20 protein-coding genes and 1 tRNA gene are annotated in these 20,058 nt (G+C 69.6%); 10 read left to right on the top strand and 11 right to left on the bottom strand.

What is annotated here, in order from left to right; translation table 11 throughout:
• Positions 1-19: 19 nt before the first annotated feature.
• Positions 20-1,252: a M20 metallopeptidase family protein gene (locus COA17_RS11365; protein ID WP_096612528.1), complete on the top strand. Its 1,233-nt coding sequence runs from the start codon at positions 20-22 to the stop codon at positions 1,250-1,252.
• 45 nt (positions 1,253-1,297) lie between these two features.
• Here the strand turns inward: COA17_RS11365 and COA17_RS11360 are convergent.
• From COA17_RS11360 to COA17_RS11335, 6 genes are all read right to left on the bottom strand, one after another.
• Positions 1,298-1,381, bottom strand: a tRNA-Leu gene (locus COA17_RS11360).
• A 59-nt stretch (positions 1,382-1,440) separates the two neighbouring features.
• A complete protein-coding gene (locus COA17_RS11355; protein ID WP_245857715.1) occupies positions 1,441-1,746 on the bottom strand; it encodes a PilZ domain-containing protein in 306 nt (101 codons plus the stop codon).
• Between the two features lie 89 nt (positions 1,747-1,835).
• Entirely contained in the window at positions 1,836-2,303 is a 468-nt protein-coding gene (gene dksA, locus COA17_RS11350; RefSeq protein ID WP_066484912.1) for an RNA polymerase-binding protein DksA, read from the bottom strand.
• 609 nt (positions 2,304-2,912) lie between these two features.
• A complete protein-coding gene (locus tag COA17_RS11345; protein ID WP_176484880.1) occupies positions 2,913-3,281 on the bottom strand; it encodes a hypothetical protein in 369 nt (122 codons plus the stop codon).
• Positions 3,282-3,368: 87 nt separating this feature from the next.
• Positions 3,369-3,563, bottom strand: a complete 195-nt coding sequence (locus tag COA17_RS11340; RefSeq protein WP_096612524.1) for a hypothetical protein — start codon at positions 3,561-3,563, stop codon at positions 3,369-3,371.
• A gap of 62 nt (positions 3,564-3,625) precedes the next feature.
• Positions 3,626-4,057 carry a host attachment family protein gene (locus COA17_RS11335; protein ID WP_096612522.1) on the bottom strand — a complete coding sequence of 144 codons (432 nt, stop codon included), beginning with the start codon at positions 4,055-4,057 and terminating at the stop codon, positions 3,626-3,628.
• 95 nt (positions 4,058-4,152) lie between these two features.
• Here COA17_RS11335 and serS point away from each other — a divergent pair, with 95 nt between their 5' ends.
• From serS to COA17_RS11310, 5 genes are all read left to right on the top strand, one after another.
• Positions 4,153-5,430, top strand: a complete 1,278-nt coding sequence (gene serS / locus COA17_RS11330) for a serine--tRNA ligase (RefSeq protein ID WP_096612520.1) — start codon at positions 4,153-4,155, stop codon at positions 5,428-5,430.
• A complete protein-coding gene (gene surE / locus COA17_RS11325) occupies positions 5,430-6,200 on the top strand; it encodes a 5'/3'-nucleotidase SurE (RefSeq protein WP_096612518.1) in 771 nt (256 codons plus the stop codon). Before serS ends, surE begins: the two co-directional genes overlap by 1 nt.
• 12 nt (positions 6,201-6,212) lie before the next feature.
• Positions 6,213-7,340: a peptidoglycan DD-metalloendopeptidase family protein gene (locus COA17_RS11320; protein ID WP_096612516.1), complete on the top strand. Its 1,128-nt coding sequence runs from the start codon at positions 6,213-6,215 to the stop codon at positions 7,338-7,340.
• A gap of 25 nt (positions 7,341-7,365) precedes the next feature.
• The gene (gene tyrS / locus COA17_RS11315; RefSeq protein ID WP_096612514.1) at positions 7,366-8,592 is read left to right on the top strand and encodes a tyrosine--tRNA ligase; all 1,227 of its coding nucleotides are present in this window, start codon (positions 7,366-7,368) and stop codon (positions 8,590-8,592) included.
• Between the two features lie 95 nt (positions 8,593-8,687).
• Positions 8,688-8,993 carry a PilZ domain-containing protein gene (locus COA17_RS11310; RefSeq protein WP_082741047.1) on the top strand — a complete coding sequence of 102 codons (306 nt, stop codon included), beginning with the start codon at positions 8,688-8,690 and terminating at the stop codon, positions 8,991-8,993.
• Between the two features lie 4 nt (positions 8,994-8,997).
• On the opposite strand, the gene recG is transcribed toward COA17_RS11310, so the two are convergent.
• Positions 8,998-11,052, bottom strand: coding sequence for an ATP-dependent DNA helicase RecG (gene recG, locus COA17_RS11305; RefSeq protein WP_096612512.1), 2,055 nt, complete (start codon positions 11,050-11,052; stop codon positions 8,998-9,000).
• Between the two features lie 123 nt (positions 11,053-11,175).
• On the opposite strand from recG, the gene COA17_RS11300 reads away from it, so the two are divergent.
• Together COA17_RS11300 and mfd are read left to right on the top strand one after the other, a co-directional pair.
• Positions 11,176-11,451 carry an FAD assembly factor SdhE gene (locus tag COA17_RS11300; RefSeq protein ID WP_096612510.1) on the top strand — a complete coding sequence of 92 codons (276 nt, stop codon included), beginning with the start codon at positions 11,176-11,178 and terminating at the stop codon, positions 11,449-11,451.
• Between the two features lie 124 nt (positions 11,452-11,575).
• Complete coding sequence (gene mfd / locus COA17_RS11295; protein WP_096612508.1) at positions 11,576-15,031, top strand: transcription-repair coupling factor; 3,456 nt, start codon at positions 11,576-11,578, stop codon at positions 15,029-15,031.
• A gap of 87 nt (positions 15,032-15,118) precedes the next feature.
• Here the strand turns inward: mfd and COA17_RS11290 are convergent, their stop codons facing one another.
• Together COA17_RS11290 and COA17_RS11285 are read right to left on the bottom strand one after the other, a co-directional pair.
• Positions 15,119-15,556 (bottom strand): YybH family protein, encoded by a 438-nt coding sequence (locus COA17_RS11290; RefSeq protein ID WP_245857713.1) that lies wholly within the window; start codon positions 15,554-15,556, stop codon positions 15,119-15,121.
• Positions 15,553-16,836, bottom strand: coding sequence for a GGDEF domain-containing phosphodiesterase (locus tag COA17_RS11285; protein ID WP_096612506.1), 1,284 nt, complete (start codon positions 16,834-16,836; stop codon positions 15,553-15,555). The genes COA17_RS11290 and COA17_RS11285 overlap by 4 nt, the downstream gene beginning before the upstream one ends.
• A gap of 87 nt (positions 16,837-16,923) precedes the next feature.
• On the opposite strand from COA17_RS11285, the gene moaA reads away from it, so the two are divergent.
• On the top strand, positions 16,924-17,931 hold the full coding sequence (moaA, locus tag COA17_RS11280) for a GTP 3',8-cyclase MoaA (protein ID WP_066490424.1): 1,008 nt from the start codon (positions 16,924-16,926) through the stop codon (positions 17,929-17,931).
• Complete coding sequence (locus COA17_RS11275; RefSeq protein WP_066490422.1) at positions 17,928-18,707, top strand: NAD kinase; 780 nt, start codon at positions 17,928-17,930, stop codon at positions 18,705-18,707. The genes moaA and COA17_RS11275 overlap by 4 nt, the downstream gene beginning before the upstream one ends.
• A 21-nt stretch (positions 18,708-18,728) precedes the next feature.
• Here COA17_RS11275 and COA17_RS11270 read toward each other — a convergent pair whose 3' ends face one another.
• A complete protein-coding gene (locus tag COA17_RS11270) occupies positions 18,729-19,511 on the bottom strand; it encodes an SDR family oxidoreductase (RefSeq protein ID WP_245857712.1) in 783 nt (260 codons plus the stop codon).
• Positions 19,512-19,759: 248 nt separating this feature from the next.
• A complete protein-coding gene (locus tag COA17_RS11265) occupies positions 19,760-20,008 on the bottom strand; it encodes a helix-turn-helix transcriptional regulator (protein ID WP_217991006.1) in 249 nt (82 codons plus the stop codon).
• Positions 20,009-20,058: the final 50 nt, after the last annotated feature.

Raw genomic sequence — 20,058 nt, 5'->3', positions numbered from 1 at the left:
ACCTTAAGGAGCCTGTCCGATGACCACCACCCTCGCCACCCGCACCGACTGGACCGCGATCGGCGCCGATCTGCTCCCCGATGTGGTCGCGCTCCGACGCGCGATCCATGCCGAGCCGGAGGTCGGGCTGCACTGCCCGCTGACGACGCAGAAGGCGAAGGAGGCGCTCGCCGGACTGCCGCTGGAGATTCACGATAGCACCAGGACCACCGGATTCGTCGCGATCCTGCGCGGCGGGCGCAGCGGCGCGGCGGGATCGAACCGGCGCACCGTGCTGCTGCGCGGCGACATGGACGCCCTGCCGATGACCGAGGAAACCGGGCTGCCGTTCGCCTCGACCATTCCCGGCGCGATGCACGCCTGCGGCCATGACGCGCATACCGCGATGCTGTTCGGCGCCGCCAAGGCGCTGTGCGCGCGGCGCGAGGAACTGGCCGGCACGATCGTGTTCATGTTCCAGCCGGGCGAGGAAGGCCATCACGGCGCGCGCCACATGATCGCCGACGGGCTGCTCGATATCGCGCGGCCGGAAGCCGCCTTCGCGCTCCACATCTCTCCCAACGCGCCCGCGGGCGTGTTCGTCGGGCGGGAGGGCGCGCTGCTCGCCTCCACCGACACCGTGCTGGCGACGATCCGCGGCAAGGGCGGCCACGCCGCGATGCCGCACGAGGCGATCGACCCGATCCCGGTCGCCTGCGCGATCGTCACGGCGCTGCAACAGCATGTCGCACGCCGCGTCCCCGTCGCCGACCCGGCGGTACTGACGATCACGCAGATCCATGCCGGTTCGTCGCACAATATCATCCCGGGTGAGGTCAAGTTGATGGGGACGCTGCGCACGCTGTCGGAAACGACGCGCGGCGCGATGCGCGAGGCCTTCCACCAGATCGCGCAGGGGATCGCGGCGGCGCACGGCTGCACCGCCGACACCGCGATCGAGGAAGGCTATCCGGTCACCATGAACGATCCGCGCGCCACCGCGCTGATGCGTGCGCTGGCGGGCACGATCAGCGGCGAACGCGGCTGGTCGACCATGCCCGCGCCGATGATGGGCGGCGAGGATTTCAGCTACGTCCTGCGCGACGTGCCGGGCGCGATGGCTTTCGTCGGCGTCGCTGCGGAGGGCAGCGACCCGCGCACCAATCCGCCGCTCCACAACACCCGCATGACGATCGACGAAGCGGTGATGGCCAAGGGCGTGGCCATGCACTGCGCGCTGGCGGAACGCTTCCTGGAACACGGGCTGGATTGACCGGCACCCCGGATCGGCGATGGCAACCGATCCGGTACGTTCGGCTGGTACGGGCGGTCGGACTCGAACCGACAAGGATTGCTCCGGCGGATTTTGAGTCCGCTGCGTCTACCATTCCGCCACGCCCGCGTGCGAAGGTCGGGCGCCTTTGGCACGGTTGCCGGCGCCGGTCCAGAGGTGTCGATGGTTCAGTCGCGGAAAGCTGGATCGGACATCGCCACGGCGGCCATGTCGATCGGGCTGTAGAAGGCAACGCCGGCGCGCCCTTCGGTCTGCCAGACGATATGCCCCGCAATCCAGCCGAGGCCCGGCACGTCGACCTCCACCGCACTGCCGGGCGACAGCGGATCGGGCAGTTCGGCCATCAGCCCGCCGGCCGACAGGTTGCGTACCCGCACCATCGCCGTTCCGGCCCTGCCCTCGACACGCAGCGCGACCGTTGCGGACACGGCCCGCCGCCCGCCGGTCGGATCACCCTGGGGATTGTCGCTCACCATCTGCGTCCGCGCCGCCCTGCCCTGTCGTTGGCTACGGCATTGCCGTACCGCCGCGAGCGTAAAGCGAAGGTTACCGCCGCGCGCGATCAGTCGTCGCGCGATACCTTTTCGTTGCGCTCGTGGCGCTCCTGCGCCTCGACCGTCATCGTCGCGATCGGGCGCGCTTCCAGCCGGCCCAGGCTGATCGGCTCACCGGTCACTTCGCAATAACCGTATTCGCCCTCGTCGATGCGGCGCAGCGCGGCGTCGATCTTGGAAATCAGCTTGCGCTGGCGATCGCGCGTGCGCAGTTCCAGCGACCAGTCGGTCTCGCTCGACGCGCGGTCGGTCAGGTCCGCCTCGCGCAGCGAATCGACCTGCAGCTGCGACAGCGTCCCTTGCGACTCGCGGCGGATCGCATCCTTCCATTCCAGCAACTTGCGACGAAAATATGCCTGCTGCCGCGGGTTCATGAACGGCTCGTCCGCGCTGGGGCGGTATCCGTCGTCGGTCACCACATCGGGTACCGCAATCTCGCCGGGTTCGTCCTTGATTCGATCCACTGCCGTCGCCATCGATCTGCTCCCGCCCGCGCCCCGGGGATGTTCGTCCTCCCCTCGGCGCCCCCGCTGGCCGCGCCTATAGAGAGCCGCGACGCCGGGGACAAGCGAGCAACCGGGCTGTCGCACGATGCCGCTGTCGCACTGCTGAACGCCGACCGCGCCGGTGATCGGCCGATGTGCCCGTTTCGATAAAAATGCCCCGCGACGGGACACTTGCGGGCACGGCAGCCGCAAACGCGCTTGCCCTTAAGGGATTATTCCGCGTTTGTCGGCATGAGGAAAACTCTGTGCATCGACCCAGCGGCGGGTGGCTCGCCGTCAACGAAAGAAGAAACACATGTCCGTGCGGATGGCCTTGGCAAAACTGTGTGCGTGCACGTGCGGGGGGGCGCTGATCGGTGGCGGGGCCGTGCACGTCGCGGAAACCAAGGGCCGCACCGTCTTCGCCAAGAAGGCCACGACGCGCGTGGTCCGCCGTTCGGTCGCCGGCACCGGAACGAAGCTGCGCCGCGTCGTGCGCGCCGGCGCGGCATGCCCCCCGACGACCGTGACGATCGCGTCGCAGGCCGCGCCCGTTCCGGTCCCGCTGCCCCCCGCTCCCGCCTATTCGGGCGGCGGCGGCTATAGCGATCCGGGCGGTTTCGGCGGCGGCGGTTTCGGCGGCGGCGGCTTCTTCGCCGGTGGCTTCTTCGGCGGTTCGGGCGGGGGCAGCAGCGGCAGCATCGTCGTGTCCTCGACGTCCAGCACCAGCGGGTCGTCGTCCACCTCCTCGGGCGCGGTCGCCAGCTCGACCTCGTCGGGCAACGTTTCCTCCACCGGCAACGTCTCGTCCTCCGGGATCATCTCCTCGTCCGGGAACGTATCCTCGTCGGGCAATGTGTCGAGTTCGTCCTCCGGCAACGTGTCGAGTTCGTCCTCGGGCAACGTCTCGAGTTCGACCTCCTCTTCGTCCTCCGGCAACGTTTCCAGTTCGACGTCCTCGTCGGGCAATGTGTCGTCGTCGACATCCTCGTCCAGTTCGACCAGCGGTTCGTCGTCGACCTCGTCCTCGACGTCCAGTTCGACTTCGTCGTCGTCCTACGGCTCCAGTTCCAAGGGATGGAGCTCCAGCCACGGCTGGCATCCGCATCCCCCGTCGTCCACCAGCAGCGGGTCGAGCAGCGGCGATCCCGCGCCGGTGCCCGCGCCGCCGATGGTCCTGCTGTTCGGCGCCGCCGCCGCGGCACTGGTCGCGCGCCGGCGTATGTCGGCAAAGGCCGCCTGATCGCCCACCCTGGATAGGTCGGGCCGAAGGGCCGGCATCCCCGACCGGGGTGCCGGCCCTTTTCCTTGCGTCACGCGGACAGCAACGCCTTTTCGATATCGGGGATCGGGTGGCCGGTCAGATCCTTGGCCAGTTCGCCGGTCAGCCGGTCGCTGACTTCCTTGTGATAATGTTTGCGAAGCTCGCCCAGCGTCCTCGGCGCGGCGATGATGATGAGCGATTCGAACTCGTTGGCCAGCGCCCGCCGCCTCAGCAGGTCGGCCGCATCGGCGGCGAAGCGGTCTTCCTCCTGCTGATGGAAGTCGGTTTCGCCCATCGTGCCCGATACGGTTGAAGATGCCGCGCCCGCCGCATCGGTCTTCTGCTCGCGGTCGGCGGGGTTGGGGCGTTCCTCGGCATGTTCGACCTGCAGATTGGGATAGGCCTCGTCGCCTTCGTTGCGCAGGAACAGCAACTTGCGACCATCGACCACCAGCACGACCGATTGATGGGGGACTTGCATGGCGCCTTCTCCTTGTTGTGCCTGTCTGTGCGGCAAGAACGCCGTCGCCGCGGGCCGGGTTGCCTCGCCCCCGCGACGCCGCCATAGCGCGGGCCATGCATGACATCCGCCTGATCCGTGACGATCCCGCCGCCTTCGATGCCGCCATGGCGCGGCGCGGCGCCCCGGCCGTGGCCGAGACATTGGTCGCGCTCGACCGTCGCCGCCGCGAAGTGACCACCGAGGCGCAGACCGCGCAGGCGCGCCGCAACGAAGCGTCGAAGGCGATCGGCGCGGCGAAGGCGCAGAAGGACGAGGCGACCGCCGCCGCGCTGATGGCCGAGGTGGCGACGCTCAAGCAGCGGCTGCCGGAGCTGGAGGCAGAGGAGGCGCGGCTCGGCGCCGATCTCGACGCGCAGCTGGCCGCGCTGCCGAACATCCCCGCCGCCGACGTGCCGGAGGGCGCGGACGAGGACGACAATGTGCTGGTCCACGAACGCGGCCAGCGGCCCGCCTTCGCCTTCGCGGTGCGCGAACATGACACGATCGGCCCCGCGCTGGGCCTGGATTTCGAAACCGGCGTGGCGATCGCCGGCGCGCGCTTCACGCTGGTGCGCGGGCACGCCGCGCGGCTTCAGCGGGCGCTGGGGCAGTTCATGCTCGATCGCCTGACGCGCGAGCACGGCTATGAGGAAGTCGCCCCGCCGCTGCTGGTCCGTGACGAGGCGGTGTTCGGCACCGGTCAGCTGCCCAAGTTCGCGGAGGATCTGTTCCGCACCACCGATGGCCGCTGGCTGATCCCGACGGCGGAGGTGTCGCTGACCAATATCGTGCGCGAACAGATTCTGGCGCACGACGTCCTGCCGCTGCGCTTCGCGGCGCTGACGCCGTGTTTTCGGTCGGAAGCAGGCGCGGCGGGTCGCGACACCCGCGGCTACATCCGCCAGCATCAGTTCGACAAGGTGGAGATGGTGTCGATCGTCGCGCCGGAGGCAAGCGAGGCGGAGCATGAACGGATGACCGCCTGTGCGGAAGGCGTGCTGGACGCGCTGGGCCTGGCCTATCGCCGCATGAAGCTGTGCACTGGTGACATGGGGTTCACCGCGGCGCGCACCTACGATCTGGAGGTGTGGCTGCCCGGCCAGGCGCGCTATCGCGAGATCTCCAGCTGCTCGACCTGCACCGATTTCCAGGCGCGCCGCATGAACGCGCGCTACCGGGCGGAGGGGGAGAAGGCGACGCGCTTCGTCCACACCCTCAACGGCTCGGGATTGGCGGTCGGGCGCACGCTGGTGGCGGTGCTGGAAAACTATCAGCAGGCCGACGGTTCGGTCGCGGTGCCAGAGGTGCTGCAACCCTATCTGGGCGGTCTGAACCGGCTGGAGCCGCGCTGATGCGGATCCTGCTGGCCAATGACGACGGCTATCACGCGCCGGGCCTTGCCGTGCTGGAGACGATCGCGCGGCAATTGTCGGACGACGTGTGGATCGTCGCCCCCGCCGACGAACAGTCGGGCACGGGCCGCTCGCTGACGCTGGGCCGGCCGCTGCGCGCGCACCGCTTCGCCGACAAACGCTTCGCGGTGACCGGCACGCCGACCGACGCGGTGATGTTCGCGCTGGCGCAGGTGATGCGCGATACGCCGCCCGACCTGATCCTGTCCGGGGTCAACCGCGGCGCCAATCTGGGCGAGGACGTGATGTACTCCGGCACCGCCTCGGCCGCGATGGAGGGCGCGCTGGCGGGCATCCGCTCGGTCGCGCTCAGCCAGGTCTATGGCGCGGTGGAGCCGGGCGACGACGTGTCCTTCGCCGTGGCGGAGGAATGGGGCACGCGGGTGCTGCGCCCGCTGCTCGACGCCGAATGGGCGCCGCGCTCGATGGTCAACATCAACTTCCCGATGGGCGATCCGGCCGCGGTGAAGGGGGTGCGCGTCGTGCCGCAGGGGCTGCGCGACTATGGCCGCGCCCGCTTCGACGCGCGCAAGGATCCGCGCGGCTTCGACTATTACTGGCTGGCGCTCGCGGGGATCGCCACGCCCGGCGCGCGCGATACGGACCTGACCACCGTTTCTGACGGATGGGTAACCGTGACCCCGCTGCATCTGGACCTGACGCTGCATTCGTCGTTAACGTCGCTGCGGGACGTGTACGCACGGTCGTAGCGGGGATAGCGGATGACAAGGTGGAGGACGCCGCGGCGCTTGCTGCCCGGCGGTCTGGCGGTCGTGCTGACGGGATGTATCCCGCCGGGCGTGCCCGATGGCGGGACCGCCCGCTACCCCGCCCCCGCCGCCCCCTCTCCGGCGCCCGCACCCCCGCGCGCTGCATTCCCGACGGCGGCTGCCCCCGTGGCGCAGCTGCCCGCACCGCGCCCGGCGTGGGAAGCGCGCCCTGTGACCCCGGACGCGACGATCGTCGCGGCACAGACCTATACCGTGCGCAGCGGCGATACGCTGGCGGCGATCGCCGAGCGCACCGGCGCGTCGGCCGCGGCGATCGCGCGCGCCAACGCACTGGCACAGCCCTATCTCGTCGTCGCCGGGCAGACGCTGTCGATCCCCGGCGGGCGCTATCACCGCGTCCATCCGGGGGAGACGGGCATCGCGATCGCGCGCGCCTATGGCGTCCCGTGGTCGCAAATGGTCGCCGCCAACGATCTGGTCGAACCCTTCATCCTGCGCGCGGGACAGCGCATCCTGATCCCCTCCGCCGCACCCGACCGGGCGAGCAGCGCAGCCGAACGCGCCGCCGCCTTCCGCCTCGACGTCGATTCGATCCTGACCGGCGGCGAACCCGCGGTCGCCGCGAACCAGCCCGCTACCGCCACCCCGACGCCCCCGCCGCGCCCCAGGCCGGGGGCCGCCACTCCGCCGCCGCGCGCGCTGCCCGCCACCACCCCGGTGGTGGCGCCCGCCGCCGCACCTGGGCGCTTCGTCTGGCCGGTGTCGGGCCAGGTCGTCCGGCGCTTCGGCGCGGGCGCCAGCGGGGAGAGGAGCGACGGCATCAAGATCGCCGTCCCGCTCAACACCCCCGTCAAGTCGATCGCCGACGGCACGGTCGCCTATGCCGGTGACGGTATCGCTGCACTGGGCGGGCTGGTCATCATCCGGCACGGCGGTGGCTGGACCTCGGTCTACGGCCATGCCGCCAAATTGCTGGTGCGGCGCGGCGATCCCATCACCCGCGGGCAGACGATCGCGCTCAGCGGCGCATCCGGCTATGCCGACCGGCCGGAACTGCATTTCGAGCTGCGGCGCGGGCGCACCCCGGTCGATCCCACGGCGCAATTGCCGCGGCGCTGACGCGCGTGTAACGCCCCGTCCCGTCATGAGCGAATTTTCGTCCGATCTCCTCCGCCTTCTGTCGGAACGCGGCTATATCCACCAGACGACCGATGCGGCCGCGCTCGATGCGCTGGCCGCGAAACAGGTGGTGCCCGGCTATATCGGCTTCGATCCCACCGCGCCGTCGCTCCACGTCGGCAGTCTGGTGCAGATCATGCTGCTGCGCCGCCTGCAACAGGCGGGGCACAAACCGTATGTGCTGATGGGCGGCGGCACCGGCAAGATCGGCGACCCGAGTTTCAAGGACGAGGCGCGCAAACTGTCGTCGGATGACGTGATCGCCGCCAACATCGCGGGCATCCAGCGCATTTTCGGCCGGTTCCTGACATTCGGCGACGGCGCCACCGATGCGGTGATGGTCAACAATGCCGAATGGCTCGACAAGCTGGAATACATCCCCTTTCTGCGCGAGATCGGGCAGCATTTCAGCGTCAACCGGATGCTGTCGTTCGATTCGGTGAAGCTGCGGCTGGACCGCGAACAGTCGCTCAGCTTCCTCGAATTCAATTATATGATCCTGCAGGGTTACGACTTCCGCGAACTGGCGCGGCGCCACGGCGTGCGCATCCAGATGGGCGGCAGCGACCAGTGGGGCAATATCGTCAACGGCATCGAACTGGCGCGCCGGATGGACGGGACGGAGGTGTTCGGCATCACCACCCCGCTGCTCACCACCGCCGACGGGCAGAAGATGGGCAAGACCGTCGCCGGCGCGGTGTGGCTGCATGAGGATCAGCTGCCGCACTTCGATTACTGGCAGTTCTGGCGCAACACCGATGACCGCGATGTCGGCCGCTTCCTGCGGCTGTTCACCGACGTGCCGCTGGACGAGATCGCCAGGCTCGAGGCATTGGAAGGCGCCGAGATCAACGAAGCGAAGAAGGTGCTCGCCAACGAAGCGACCGCGCTGTGTCGCGGCCGGGCGGCGGCGGACGAGGCGGCCGAAACCGCACGCCGCACCTTCGAGGAAGGGGCCAGCGGCGGATCGCTCCCGTCGATCACCGCCGCCGGATCGATCCCGCTGGTCGATGCGCTGATCGAGCTGGGCTTCGCCGCATCGAAGGGGGAGGCCCGCCGGCTCATCAAGGGCGGCGGCGCGCGCATCGACGGGGAAAAGGTGTCGGACGAAGGCGCGGTCGTGACGCTCGCCGGCCAGCCGGTGCGCGTATCGGCCGGAAAGAAGCACCACGGCATCGTTCACCCGCGTTAGACAAACGGGGTAAAGAGATTAGCCACCCGTAACGTTTCACCCTTCCTTAAACCGGATGTCGTGTTGTCGATATCGAGCTTGGGAAAGGTATCCGCGTGGGACGTCCGGCAATCGCCATCTTCGAGGAACGCGCCGAGACGCGCGACGAAACCATGTTTCGCGCGCGCGGCCGCACCGGTGATTCTTCCTTCCCGATGACGATCGTCAACGTCTCCCCGCACGGCTTCATGGCGCGGTGCGAGACCGGGTTGCCGGTGGGGTCGCTGGTATCGGTCACGCTGCCGGTCGTCGGCGACTTCACCGGGGAAGTGCGCTGGACGCTGGGCGGGCGCATCGGCTGCCGGCTGACGCGTGAAATACCGCCCGCGCTTTACCAGTTCGCGCTCGCCGCGATGCGCTGACGCATCACCCGGACCGCAGCAGCGCCACCCCGGCGTCGCGCTCGAACAGGTACAGCGCCACCCGCGCCGCCTGCCCGCGCTCGCCCTCCAGCCCGCCGTCGCGATCGATCATCAGCCGCGCATCGTCGGTCGCCGCGGGCAGCAGCTCGCCCAGCAGTTCCGGCGTCGCCAGCCGGAACATCGCCTCCCCTGATTGCCGCGTGCCCAGCAATTCGCCCGCGCCGCGCAGCCGCAGGTCTTCCTCCGCGATGCGGAACCCATCGTTGGTCTCGCGCATCAGCGCCAGTCGCGCGCGCGCCGTCTCGCTCAGCGCGCTGCCGCGCAGCAGCAGGCACACCGACCGTCCCCCGCCGCGCCCGACCCGCCCGCGCAGCTGGTGCAACTGCGCCAGCCCGAAACGGTCGGCATGTTCGATGACGATCAGCGTCGCATTGGGGACGTCCACGCCCACCTCGATCACCGTCGTCGCTACCAGCACGCCGGTCTCGCCGGCGGAAAAGCGCGCCATGACCGCATCCTTCTCCGCCCCGCGCAACCGCCCGTGGACCAGCCCGACACGATCGCCGAAGCGGCTCGCCAGCGCCGCCGCGCGCGCCTCCGCGGCCTGAAGGTCGCTGGTCTCGCTTTCCTCCACCAGCGGGCACACCCAATAGGCCTGCTTGCCCTCCGACAGATGCCGGCCCAGCGCGTTGATCACCTCGTCGACGCGCTCCTCGGACACCACGCGCGTCTCGATCGGTTCGCGACCAGGCGGCATCTCGTCCAGCCGGCTCTGGTCCATCTCGCCATGCAGCGCCAGCGTCAGCGTGCGCGGGATCGGCGTCGCGGTCATCGCCAGCACGTGTGGCGGCTGGCGGCCCTTGTCCTGCAACAGCATCCGTTCCGCCACGCCGAACCGGTGCTGCTCGTCCACCACCACCAGCCCCAGGTCGCGATAGCCGACCGCCTCCTGGAAGATCGCGTGCGTGCCCACCAGGATGTGGATCGATCCGTCCGCCAGCCCCATCAGCGTCGCTTCGCGCGCGCGGCCCTTGTCGCGGCCAGTCAGCACCGCGATTTCCACCGGCAGTCCCGCGAGCGTCCGCCGCAGCGTTTCGTAATGCTGGCGCGCCAGGATCTCGGTCGGCGCCAGCATCGCGCCCTGCGCCCCCGCCTCCACCGCGATCAGCAGCGCCATCGCCGCCACCAGCGTCTTTCCCGACCCGACGTCGCCCTGCAACAGCCGCAGCATCGGGGAGGATTGCGCCATGTCGCCCTCGATCTCCCGGACGCTGCGCGCCTGCGCCCCGGTCAACTGGTACGGCAGCCGCAGCAGATCGCGCAGCCGCCCGTCGCCCGCCAGCGCGCGCCCGCGCCGCCGCCGCGTGTCGGCGCGCACGATCGACAGCGCCAGCTGGTTGGCGAACACCTCGTCATAGGCCAGCCGAGCCCGCGCGGTCGCGTCCGCCGGGTCGGCATGGATGCGCGCCACCGCCTCGCGCCAGTCGGGCCAGCCGTGCCGCGCCTTCAGGCTCGGCTCGATCCATTCGGCCAGCACCGGCGCGCGCGCCAGCGCCTGTTCGATCAGCCCCGCCAGCCGGCGCGACGTCATCCCCTCGCTCAGCGGATAGATCGCCTCGCGCTCGCGAAAAGTATCGTCCTCGCCGACGATCTCAGGGTGGATGATCTGCAGTTCCTGGCCATATTGCTCCAGCTTGCCCGAAATCCGCTTCGCCTCGCCCAGCGGCAGCTGCTTCCTCGCCCAGCCGGACGATCCGCCGAAATAGACCAGACTGACGTGGTTGCCGTGCGCATCCACCGCCTGCACCCGCGTCGGACCGCGCGGCGAGGACGACGTGCGGTATTCGCGCGGGGTCACGGTGATCGCGATCGTCCGGCTGACATCACCGTGCATCAGCTCGTCGCGCGCCACGCGGTCGACCCAGCCGGACGGCAGATGGAACAGCAGGTCGACGACCCGCGCAATGCCCAGCCGGTCCAGCGGCTTGGCCAGCGTCGGGCCGACGCCCTTGAGCGCCTGTACCTCGGCGAACAACGGATTGAGGATATCGGGTCGCATGACTATGTCCGTCCGACTATTCCGCCGTTGCCCGTCATGCCAGCGAAAGCTGGCATCTTTGCGTGACCGGGCACACCTGCCGCAGAAAGATGCCAGCATCCGCTGGCATGACGAAAGAGTTTGATGGACCACGACATCCGCCTGAAACGCCTGCGCTTCCGCGCCTGGCACCGCGGCACGCGCGAGGCCGATCTGATGATCGGGGGCTTTTTTGACGCGCACGGCGCCGGCTGGTCGCCCGACCAGCTCGGCTGGTTCGAGGCGCTGCTGGAGGAACAGGATGTCGACATCATGGGCTGGGCGATCGGCTCCATCCCCTGCCCGCCCGAATGGGAGGGGGAAATGATGGACACGATGCGCCGCGTCGATTTCGTCACGGTGCTTAATCCGGGGATGTGAGTTCTGTCTCTCTCTCCCCGTCGGGGAGAGGGCCGGGGTGAGGGGCCGGGGTCTCGCAGAGGCGAGCCTCCCGGTGAGACACCCGCCCCTCTCCCCGGTGGGGAGAGGGCTATGAAGGTTTCTGATGCCCGACCTGTCCACGATCCTGAAGGCCGCCGCGCCGCTGACCCTGTCCGGCGTGCCGGCCGGCTTCCTGCCGGTGCTACTCGCCGATCTGGCGCGCGCCGCGCCCGCCCGCGCGGTATTCGTCGCCCCCGACGAGGCGCAAATGCGCGCGATCGCCGGTGCCGCTACCTTCTTCGCGCCGGAGCTGGAGGTGGTGCAGCTGCCCGCCTGGGACTGCCTGCCCTTCGATCGCGCCAGCCCGACGCTGCGGATCATGGCCGAACGGATCGGCACGCTCCACCGGCTCCAGCACAAGCCAGGCGCGGCGCAGCTGGTGCTGACCACCGTCAATGCGATGACGCAGCGCACGCTGACGCCGTTCCGCATCCGGCAACTGGTGGCGGAGCTGAAGCCGGGCGCGCGGCTGGGGATCGAGAAACTGGGCGCGCTGCTCCAGGCGAACGGCTACGTCCGCACCGATACCGTCCACGATCAGGGCGAATATGCGGTCCGAGGCGGGCTGGTCGATCTGTTCCCCAGCGGCGAGCAGCAGGCGCTGCGCCTCGATTTCTTCGGCGACGAGATCGAAAGCGTGCGCACCTTCGACCCCGCCGACCAGCGCACCACCGGGCGGATCGACCGCTTCGTCCTGCTCCCCGCCTCCGAAGCGCTGCTCGACGAGGACAGCGTGAAGCGGTTCCGCACCCGCTATCGCGAGACGTTCGGCGCCACCGCCACGGGCGACCCGCTGTATCAGGCGGTCAGCGAGGGACGACGGCTGGCGGGCATGGAACACTGGCTGCCGCTGTTCGAGGACAAGCTGGCGACGGTGTGGGACCATCTGGGCGACGACGCGATCGTCGTGCGCGATGCCGGCACGCCCGCGGCGGTCGAATCGCGCCTGGAGGCAATCGCCGATTATTACGACAATCGCAAACGCGCCGAGGCGGCCGAACCGGGCAGCTATCGCGCGCTGCCGGCGAAGACGCTGTATCTCGATCCGAAGGAATGGGCCGCGCGCGTCGCGGACGCGCCCGCGCATCTCGTCACGCCGTTCCACGAACCCGAATCGGCGACGGTGCTCGACTTCAACGTCGACGGCCCGCGCGACTTCGCGCCGGAGCGCGCGAACCAGAGCAACGTCTACGAAGCGGTCGTCGCGCACGTCGCCCGGCTGCGCAAGGACGGCCGCAAGCCGGTGCTCGCCAGCTATTCGATCGGCGCGCGGGAACGGCTGCGCAGCCTCCTTCAGGACCACGGCCTGACCGGCGCGGCGCTGGCCGATACGTGGCAGGAGGCGCTGGGCATCGCCGATCGCGGCGTCGCGCTGACGGTCGTGCCGCTCGACCATGGCTTCGCCGCGCCCGACGTCGCGGTGCTGACCGAACAGGACATGCTCGGCGACCGGCTGATCCGCCGCAGCAAGCGCCGCAAGTCCGCCGACGCCTTCCTCGCCGAACTGGCGACGCTGTCGCCCGGCGATCTGGTGGTGCATACCGATCACGGCATCGGCCGCTATGTCGGGCTGACGCAGGTGCCGGTCGCGAAGGCGCCGCACGATTGCGTCGCACTGGAATATGCCGGCGGCGACAAGCTCTACATCCCGGTCGAAAACCTCGAGGTCCTCTCGCGCTACGGCTCGTCGGAGGAGGGCGGCACGCTCGACCGGCTCGGCGGCGAGGCATGGCAGCGCCGCAAGTCGAAGATGAAGGAGCGCATCCGCGAGATCGCGGGTGAGCTGATCGCGGTCGCCGCCGAACGCGCGCTGCGCCCCGGCGAGGTCGCGGAGCCGGACCAGAGCGGCTATCCCAGTTTCGTCGATCGCTTCCCGTACGAGGAAACCGACGATCAGGATCGCGCGATCGCCGACGTGCTGGGCGATCTGTCGGCGGGCAAGCCGATGGACCGGCTGATCGTCGGCGACGTCGGCTTCGGCAAGACCGAGGTCGCGTTGCGCGCCGCCTTCGTCGCGGCGATGGCGGGGATGCAGGTGGCGGTCGTGTGCCCCACCACGCTGCTCGCGCGTCAGCACCACCAGAATTTCCTGCAACGGTTCGAGGGCTTCCCGCTGGAGATCGGGCGTCTCTCCCGCCTCGTCCCCGCCGCCGAGGCGAAGAAGGTCAAGGAGGGCCTGGCCGCGGGCACGATCGACATCGTCATCGGCACCCACGCGCTGCTCGCCAAGGGCGTCGATTTCAAGCGCCTCGGCCTCGTCATCGTCGATGAGGAACAGCGGTTCGGGGTGACGCACAAGGAACGGCTCAAGACGCTGCGCGCCGACGTCCATATGCTGACGCTCACCGCCACGCCCATCCCGCGCACGCTCCAGATGGCAATGTCGGGGCTGCGCGAGCTGTCGGTGATCCAGACCCCGCCGGTGGATCGCCTGGCGGTGCGCACCTATGTCATGCCGTGGGATCCGGTCGTCCTGCGCGAGGCGCTGCTGCGCGAACATTATCGCGGCGGGCAAAGCTTTGTCGTGACCCCGCGCGTCGCCGACCTGCCGGACCTGGAGGAGTATCTGCGCAAGGAAGTGCCCGAGATCCGCTACGTCGTCGCGCACGGCCAGATGGCGCCGACCGAGGTCGAGGAGCGGATGAGCGCCTTCTACGACCGCAAGTTCGAGGTGCTGGTGTCGACCACCATCATCGAAAGCGGCATCGACATTCCGTCCGCCAACACGATGATTGTCAATCGCGCCGACCGCTTCGGGCTGGCGCAGCTCTACCAGCTGCGCGGCCGCGTCGGCCGGTCGAAGACGCGCGCCTACGCCTATATGGTCGCGCCCCCCGAACGGCAGATGACCGAGGCGGCGGAGAAGCGGCTGAAGGTGCTGTCCGACCTCGATTCGCTCGGCGCCGGTTTCCAGCTCGCCAGCCACGATCTCGACATCCGCGGCGCCGGCAACCTGCTGGGCGACGAGCAATCGGGGCATATCAAGGAAGTCGGTTACGAACTCTACCAGTCGATGCTGGAAGAGGCGATCATGGAGGCCAAGGCGGGCGGCCTGCGCGAGCGCCAGCGCGACTTCTCGCCGCAGATCACCGTCGATGCGCCGATCCTGATCCCGGAGGAGTACGTCCCCGACCTCGACCTGCGCATGGGCCTGTACCGGCGCCTCAACGATGTGGAGGACGTGCGCGGACTGGATGAATTCGCCGCGGAAATGATCGACCGCTTCGGCGCGCTGCCGGAGGCGACCGACAATCTGGTCAAGATCATGGAGATCAAACTCAACGCGCGAACCGCGTGCGTCGCCAAGCTGGACGTGGGGCCGAAGGGCGCACTGGTGACCTTCCACGACGATACGCCGCCCAACGTGCCGGCCCTGCTCGCCTATGTCGACAAGCTGGGCGGCATCGCGAAGCTGCGCCCGGATTCGAAACTGGCGCTGACGCGCGCGTGGAACGACCCGCAAGCGCGGCTGCACGGCGCGCTGCAACTGTCGAAGGGGTTGGCCAAGGCGGCGGGGTGACGCCGGCCGCAAACATCATCGGGGCCCGCCCCAGGCGTCATCCCGGCGAAAGCCGGGATCTCCCCGGGGTCACGCGCCGCGCCGTCCTCAGCTGCTGTGATCCGAAATGATCCGCCAGCCCGCCTTGCGCCGCTCGAACACCAGCGTCGTCAGCCCGGTCTGCGGTTTGGCATCGCCGTCGGGCGTCAGCGTCCAGCGCGCCACCAGCAGCATGTGGACCGCGCTCAGCGTCCGCCACGCCTGCGGCTGGAAACGCAGCCGCCCGCGGGCATTGCCGCCGGCCGTGAAGCTTTTGGCATAACGCGCAGCGATCGCCGCCTTGCCGCCGACCACCTTGTCACCTGCGACATAGATGGCATCATCGGCATAGATCGCCATGAACTTCGGCAAGTCGCCCGCATCCCAGCCCGCCGCACTGTCGGCCATCGCGGCCGTGATCGCGACCTGCGGCGTCGCCGCGGCCTCCGCCCCGGCGGCCGCGGGCGCCATCATCGCCGCCGCCGCGATCGCCACGCCATATCTCATCGCCGACCCTCCACCAGCCGCGCCAGCGCCGCATCGTCGAGCGCCCCGGCGCACAGGAAGCCCTGATAGTAAGTGCAGCCACGCGCCGCCAGCAAGGCGCGCTGCGCCTCGGTCTCGACACCCTCCGCGATCGTCTCCAGCCCCAGTCCGGCGGCGATCGTGATGACGCCGTCTACGACCGTGCGCCCGCGCGCGTCGCCGTCGATCGCCTGCGTCAGCGCGCGGTCGATCTTGAGGTAATCCAGCGGCAACTGCGACAGATAGGCGAGGCTGGAATAGCCGGTCCCGAAATCGTCCAGCGCCACCCGGCACCCGCCCTCCCGCAGCGCGGCCAGCGCGCGGTTCGCCGCCGCCAGATCATGGATCACGCCGCTTTCGGTCACCTCCGCGGTCACCTGTTCCGGCGCGATCCCCGCCGCCGCTACGCGATCGAGGAACTGCGCGGCGAAGCCGTCGCGCGAGATGTCCGCCGCGGTGACGTTCAGCGACACCCGCAACCCGCGCAAGGATTCCGGCCACATCGCCATCCGCGCCATCGCCAGCGTCTGGACATGGTCGGATAGCGCCACGCCCAGGTCGGCACGCTCCGCCGCCGCCAGCAACCGTTCCGCGCCCAGCGGGCCGAGCCGTGGATGCGCCCAGCGCACCAGCGCCTCCGCGCCGATGATGCGGCCATCGGCCATCGCCACCTGCGGCTGGAACAGCACGTCGATCTCGCCGCGCTCGATCGCGCGGTGGAGGTCCGCGGCCAGCGCCGCCAGCGCCGCGCCCTCGCCCTCGCTCGCCACGCGCGTGGTGGCGCCGTCGCTGGCGCGGGCGCGCTCCAGCGCGCCGGCCGCCCGGAACAGCAGGTCGCTTACCGGCTCGCCCTCGCTCATCCGCGCCAGCCCGATCCGCGCGCCGACATGGATCGTCTCGCCGTCCACCGCGAACGGCGCGCCCAGCGCACGCTCGACCGCCGCCGCCGCCCGGTCGCCCTCGGCCGGCGGCCCGCCGACCAGCATCGAAAAGGTCGCGCCGGCGCGCTCCGCGACGCTGCGATAATCGGCCAGCACCGCGTCGAGCCGCGCGGCCATCGCCTGCACCAGCCGGTCGCCCAGCGCGCGTCCGAACGCGGCGTTGACGATCTCGAAACTGGTCGGCGCGGCGACGATCGCGGTCACGCCGCCGGCGCTCGCCCCCGTATCGGCGACGAACCGGACCTGCTCGGGGGTCGCCGCCCGCCCCGCGGCGCGGCGGTCGTCCCGCGGCGCGTCTGTCTGCTCTTGCTCCCTGCTCACCCCCGCCTCGTAAGGGGGCGGGACAGGCGGGGCAATCGGCTCTTGCTCCCGGATGAACAGATGCCTAGCTCTTTCGTTGTGACGCAGATGACCGAAAACAGGACGCAAGCGCCGCTGGTCGACGGGTTCGGCCGGACGATCCGCTATCTGCGCATCTCCGTTACCGATCGCTGCGACCTGCGCTGCCGCTATTGCATGGCGGAGGAGATGACCTTCCTGCCGCGTGCGAAGATCGCCACGCTGGAGGAGCTGGCGGTGATCGCCGAACGCTTCATCGCGCGCGGCGTGCGCAAGGTGCGGCTGTCCGGCGGCGAACCGCTGGTGCGGCGCGACGTGCTGCAACTGGTGCAGCGGCTGGGCCGGCATGTCGGCGGGCCGCTCGACGAACTGACGATGACCACCAACGGCACCCGGCTGCGCGATCATGCCGCCGCGCTGTATGACGCGGGAATCCGCCGCCTGAACGTCAGCGTCGATACGCTCGACGCCGATCGCTTCCGCTTCATCACCCGCCACGGCGATATCGCGCAGGTGCTGGACGGTATCGCCGCCGCGCGCGACGCAGGGCTGACTGTGAAGATCAACATGGTTGCGCTGAAGGGCCTGAACGAGGACGACATTCCCGCGATGCTCGACTGGTGCATCGCGCAGGGGCACGACCTGACCCTGATCGAGACGATGCCGCTGGGCGCGATCGATGAGGATCGCACCGATCGGTTCCTGCCGCTCACCGCGGTGAAGGAGCGGCTCGACCCGCTGTTCCCGCTGGTCCGCGATACGAACGGAACCGGCGGTCCGGCGCGCTACTGGCGGATCGAGGGGACGGGCACGCGGCTCGGTCTCATCTCGCCGCTGACCGCCAATTTCTGCGACGGCTGCAACCGCGTCCGGCTGACGACCGAGGGGCGGCTGTACACCTGCCTGGGCCATGACGATCAGCGCAATCTGCGCGCGGCGCTGCGCGACGGCGGCGTAGCGGCGCTCGACGCCGCGATCGAGGATGCGTTGACCACCAAGCCGCGCCGCCACGATTTCCGCATCGCGCGCGATGCCGCGCCGGCGGTGTCGCGCCACATGAGCGTGACCGGGGGATGAGCCGCTATCCGCGGCGGGCGCTGGTCGCCTCGCCCACCCCGCCCGCGCAGGCGGCGCGCGCCGAACTGGCCGATGCCTGGGACTGGTGCTCGCTCGACGATGCCGATCTGGTCGTCGCGCTGGGCGGCGACGGCTTCATGCTCCAGACGCTGCATATTCTGCTGGAGCGGCGGCGGCCGATCATCCCGGTGTTCGGGATGAACCTGGGCACCGTCGGCTTCATGATGAACGAATGGCGCCGCCACGATCTGGACGGCCGGATCGAGCGTGCGCGCGCGTTCCAGGTGACCCCGCTGACCGCCACCGCCGTGGGGGTGGACGGCCGGGTCCATACGTTGCCCGCGATCAACGAAGTGTCGCTGCTGCGCGAAACGCGGCAGACCGCGAAGATCGAGGTGAAGGTCAACGACCGCATCGTGCTGGACGAACTGTCGTGCGACGGCATCCTCGTCGCCACGCCTGCGGGATCCACCGCCTACAACCTCTCCGCGCACGGTCCGATCCTGCCGCTGGGATCGCAGATGCTGGCGCTGACGGCGATCAGCGCGTTTCGCCCTCGGCGCTGGCGCGGCGCGATCCTGCCGGACCGTGCGCGCGTTGCGCTACGGGTGCTCGACGCCGCCAAGCGCCCGGTCTCGGCAGTCGCCGATCAGCGCGAGATCCGCGACGTCGCGCAGGTCGATATCGCGATGGACCGCGCGCGCGAGTTGACGCTGCTGTTCGATCCCGAACATGCGCTCGACGATCGCATCACGATGGAACAGTTCATCGCCTGACCGCGCGGCGCGGCGGGGGCGTCACCCCCCGATGGCCAGTGCATCGGCGCTGGCATCGCCCAGGTCGTTGCCGCCGTCGACGTTCAGGATCGTGCCGGTGATATATTTGGCCGCCGGGCCCGACAGGAACATCGCCGCTTCCGCGATATCCGCCTTGGTCCCGTAATCGCGCAGCGGCAGCGACTTCTTGATCTTCGCCTCGCGCACCGGGTCGGCCAGCCGGCGCATCCCCTCGGTATCAGCGATCGGGCCGGGGGAGATGGCGTTGACGCGCACGCCCGCCGGTCCCCATTCCAGCGCCAGGCACTTGGTGACCATATTGACCCCGGCCTTCGCGGCGCAGGCGTGAATCTGAAACGCCATCGGGTGCACCGCCTGCCCCGCGGTGATCGCGATCAGTGACGCCCCCGGCTTGGTGAGGTGATCCCAGCTGGCGCGGAACACGTTGTATGTGCCCAGCAGGTCGATATCGATCACGGTCTTGAAGGCGTTAGCGCTGGTCTTCAACGCGGGCGCCAGAAAATTGCCCGCCGCACCCGAAACCAGCACGTCGACCGGGCCGTGCGCCGCCACGCCTTGCGCGAACGCCGCCTCCAGCCCCGCATAGTCGCGCACATCGCACGCAATCCCCAGCGCGGTCGCCCCCGCATCGCGAAGACCCTGCGCCGCCGCCGCGATCTTCTCCTCGCTGCGGCTCAGCACCGTCACCTTCGCGCCGGCCGCGCCGAAGGCGTGCGCGATCTCCAGGTTGATCCCGCTCGACGCCCCCGCGACGAACACATGCTTGCCAGCAAACTCGGCCATCATCCTCTCCCTTGTCGTTGGAAATGGCATGGCCGCCCCGCAGGGACGATGCAAGTCGATCGTTTTAGAAACCGGGCACGACGAAAGTGCCATGGCGATACGCCTGGCGTGATGGTGGCCGACGATATCCAGAAAAGAAGTGGCTCCCTGAGTAGGACGAAAACTGCACGGCTAACTCCCCGGTATTACGTCTGTTTTTTCGCGGTGGCGACGGCCGATGCCCCCGCTGGTGCCCCCTTCGGCGCGGCTCAGTTTCTTTCGTTGGAGCGCGGCACTTGCTCGCGATCGGCCTTCCAGGCGTCGATCTCGCTCTCCCACCAGCCGGTGGAGTTGGGGCCGATTCGCACCTTGCGTGGGAAATCGCCGGCGCGGTGGAGGCGGTTGATCGTGGCCTGGCTCAGCCCGACCGAGCGGACGACGTCGGGCATTCGCAGGAACCGGCCGCGTTGCGGCGGTGGGGTCGGCGACGCCGAGATGGCGGGGTGATGGCGGATCATCGCCTCACCTCACGCGCCAGCCGGCGGCGCGCTGTTCCATCCCGGAAGGC

This window comes from Sphingomonas ginsenosidimutans (assembly GCF_002374835.1).
Lineage (GTDB): Bacteria > Pseudomonadota > Alphaproteobacteria > Sphingomonadales > Sphingomonadaceae > Sphingomonas > Sphingomonas ginsenosidimutans.
This window is presented reverse-complemented; position numbering and strand designations above follow the sequence as displayed.

Excerpts from the sequence above, each read along its gene's own strand:
- COA17_RS11290 (WP_245857713.1), bottom strand. The coding sequence starts at position 15,556 with ATGAGATATGGCGTGGCGATCGCGGCGGCGGCGATGATGGCGCCCGCG.
- COA17_RS11335 (WP_096612522.1), bottom strand. The coding sequence starts at position 4,057 with ATGCAAGTCCCCCATCAATCGGTCGTGCTGGTGGTCGATGGTCGCAAG.
- COA17_RS11275 (WP_066490422.1), top strand. The coding sequence starts at position 17,928 with ATGAGCCGCTATCCGCGGCGGGCGCTGGTCGCCTCGCCCACCCCGCCC.
- COA17_RS11265 (WP_217991006.1), bottom strand. The coding sequence starts at position 20,008 with ATGATCCGCCATCACCCCGCCATCTCGGCGTCGCCGACCCCACCGCCG.
- COA17_RS11365 (WP_096612528.1), top strand. The coding sequence starts at position 20 with ATGACCACCACCCTCGCCACCCGCACCGACTGGACCGCGATCGGCGCC.
- serS (WP_096612520.1), top strand. The coding sequence starts at position 4,153 with ATGCATGACATCCGCCTGATCCGTGACGATCCCGCCGCCTTCGATGCC.
- recG (WP_096612512.1), bottom strand. The coding sequence starts at position 11,052 with ATGCGACCCGATATCCTCAATCCGTTGTTCGCCGAGGTACAGGCGCTC.
- COA17_RS11300 (WP_096612510.1), top strand. The coding sequence starts at position 11,176 with ATGGACCACGACATCCGCCTGAAACGCCTGCGCTTCCGCGCCTGGCAC.
- surE (WP_096612518.1), top strand. The coding sequence starts at position 5,430 with ATGCGGATCCTGCTGGCCAATGACGACGGCTATCACGCGCCGGGCCTT.
- moaA (WP_066490424.1), top strand. The coding sequence starts at position 16,924 with ATGACCGAAAACAGGACGCAAGCGCCGCTGGTCGACGGGTTCGGCCGG.
- tyrS (WP_096612514.1), top strand. The coding sequence starts at position 7,366 with ATGAGCGAATTTTCGTCCGATCTCCTCCGCCTTCTGTCGGAACGCGGC.
- COA17_RS11270 (WP_245857712.1), bottom strand. The coding sequence starts at position 19,511 with ATGGCCGAGTTTGCTGGCAAGCATGTGTTCGTCGCGGGGGCGTCGAGC.
- dksA (WP_066484912.1), bottom strand. The coding sequence starts at position 2,303 with ATGGCGACGGCAGTGGATCGAATCAAGGACGAACCCGGCGAGATTGCG.
- mfd (WP_096612508.1), top strand. The coding sequence starts at position 11,576 with ATGCCCGACCTGTCCACGATCCTGAAGGCCGCCGCGCCGCTGACCCTG.
- COA17_RS11320 (WP_096612516.1), top strand. The coding sequence starts at position 6,213 with ATGACAAGGTGGAGGACGCCGCGGCGCTTGCTGCCCGGCGGTCTGGCG.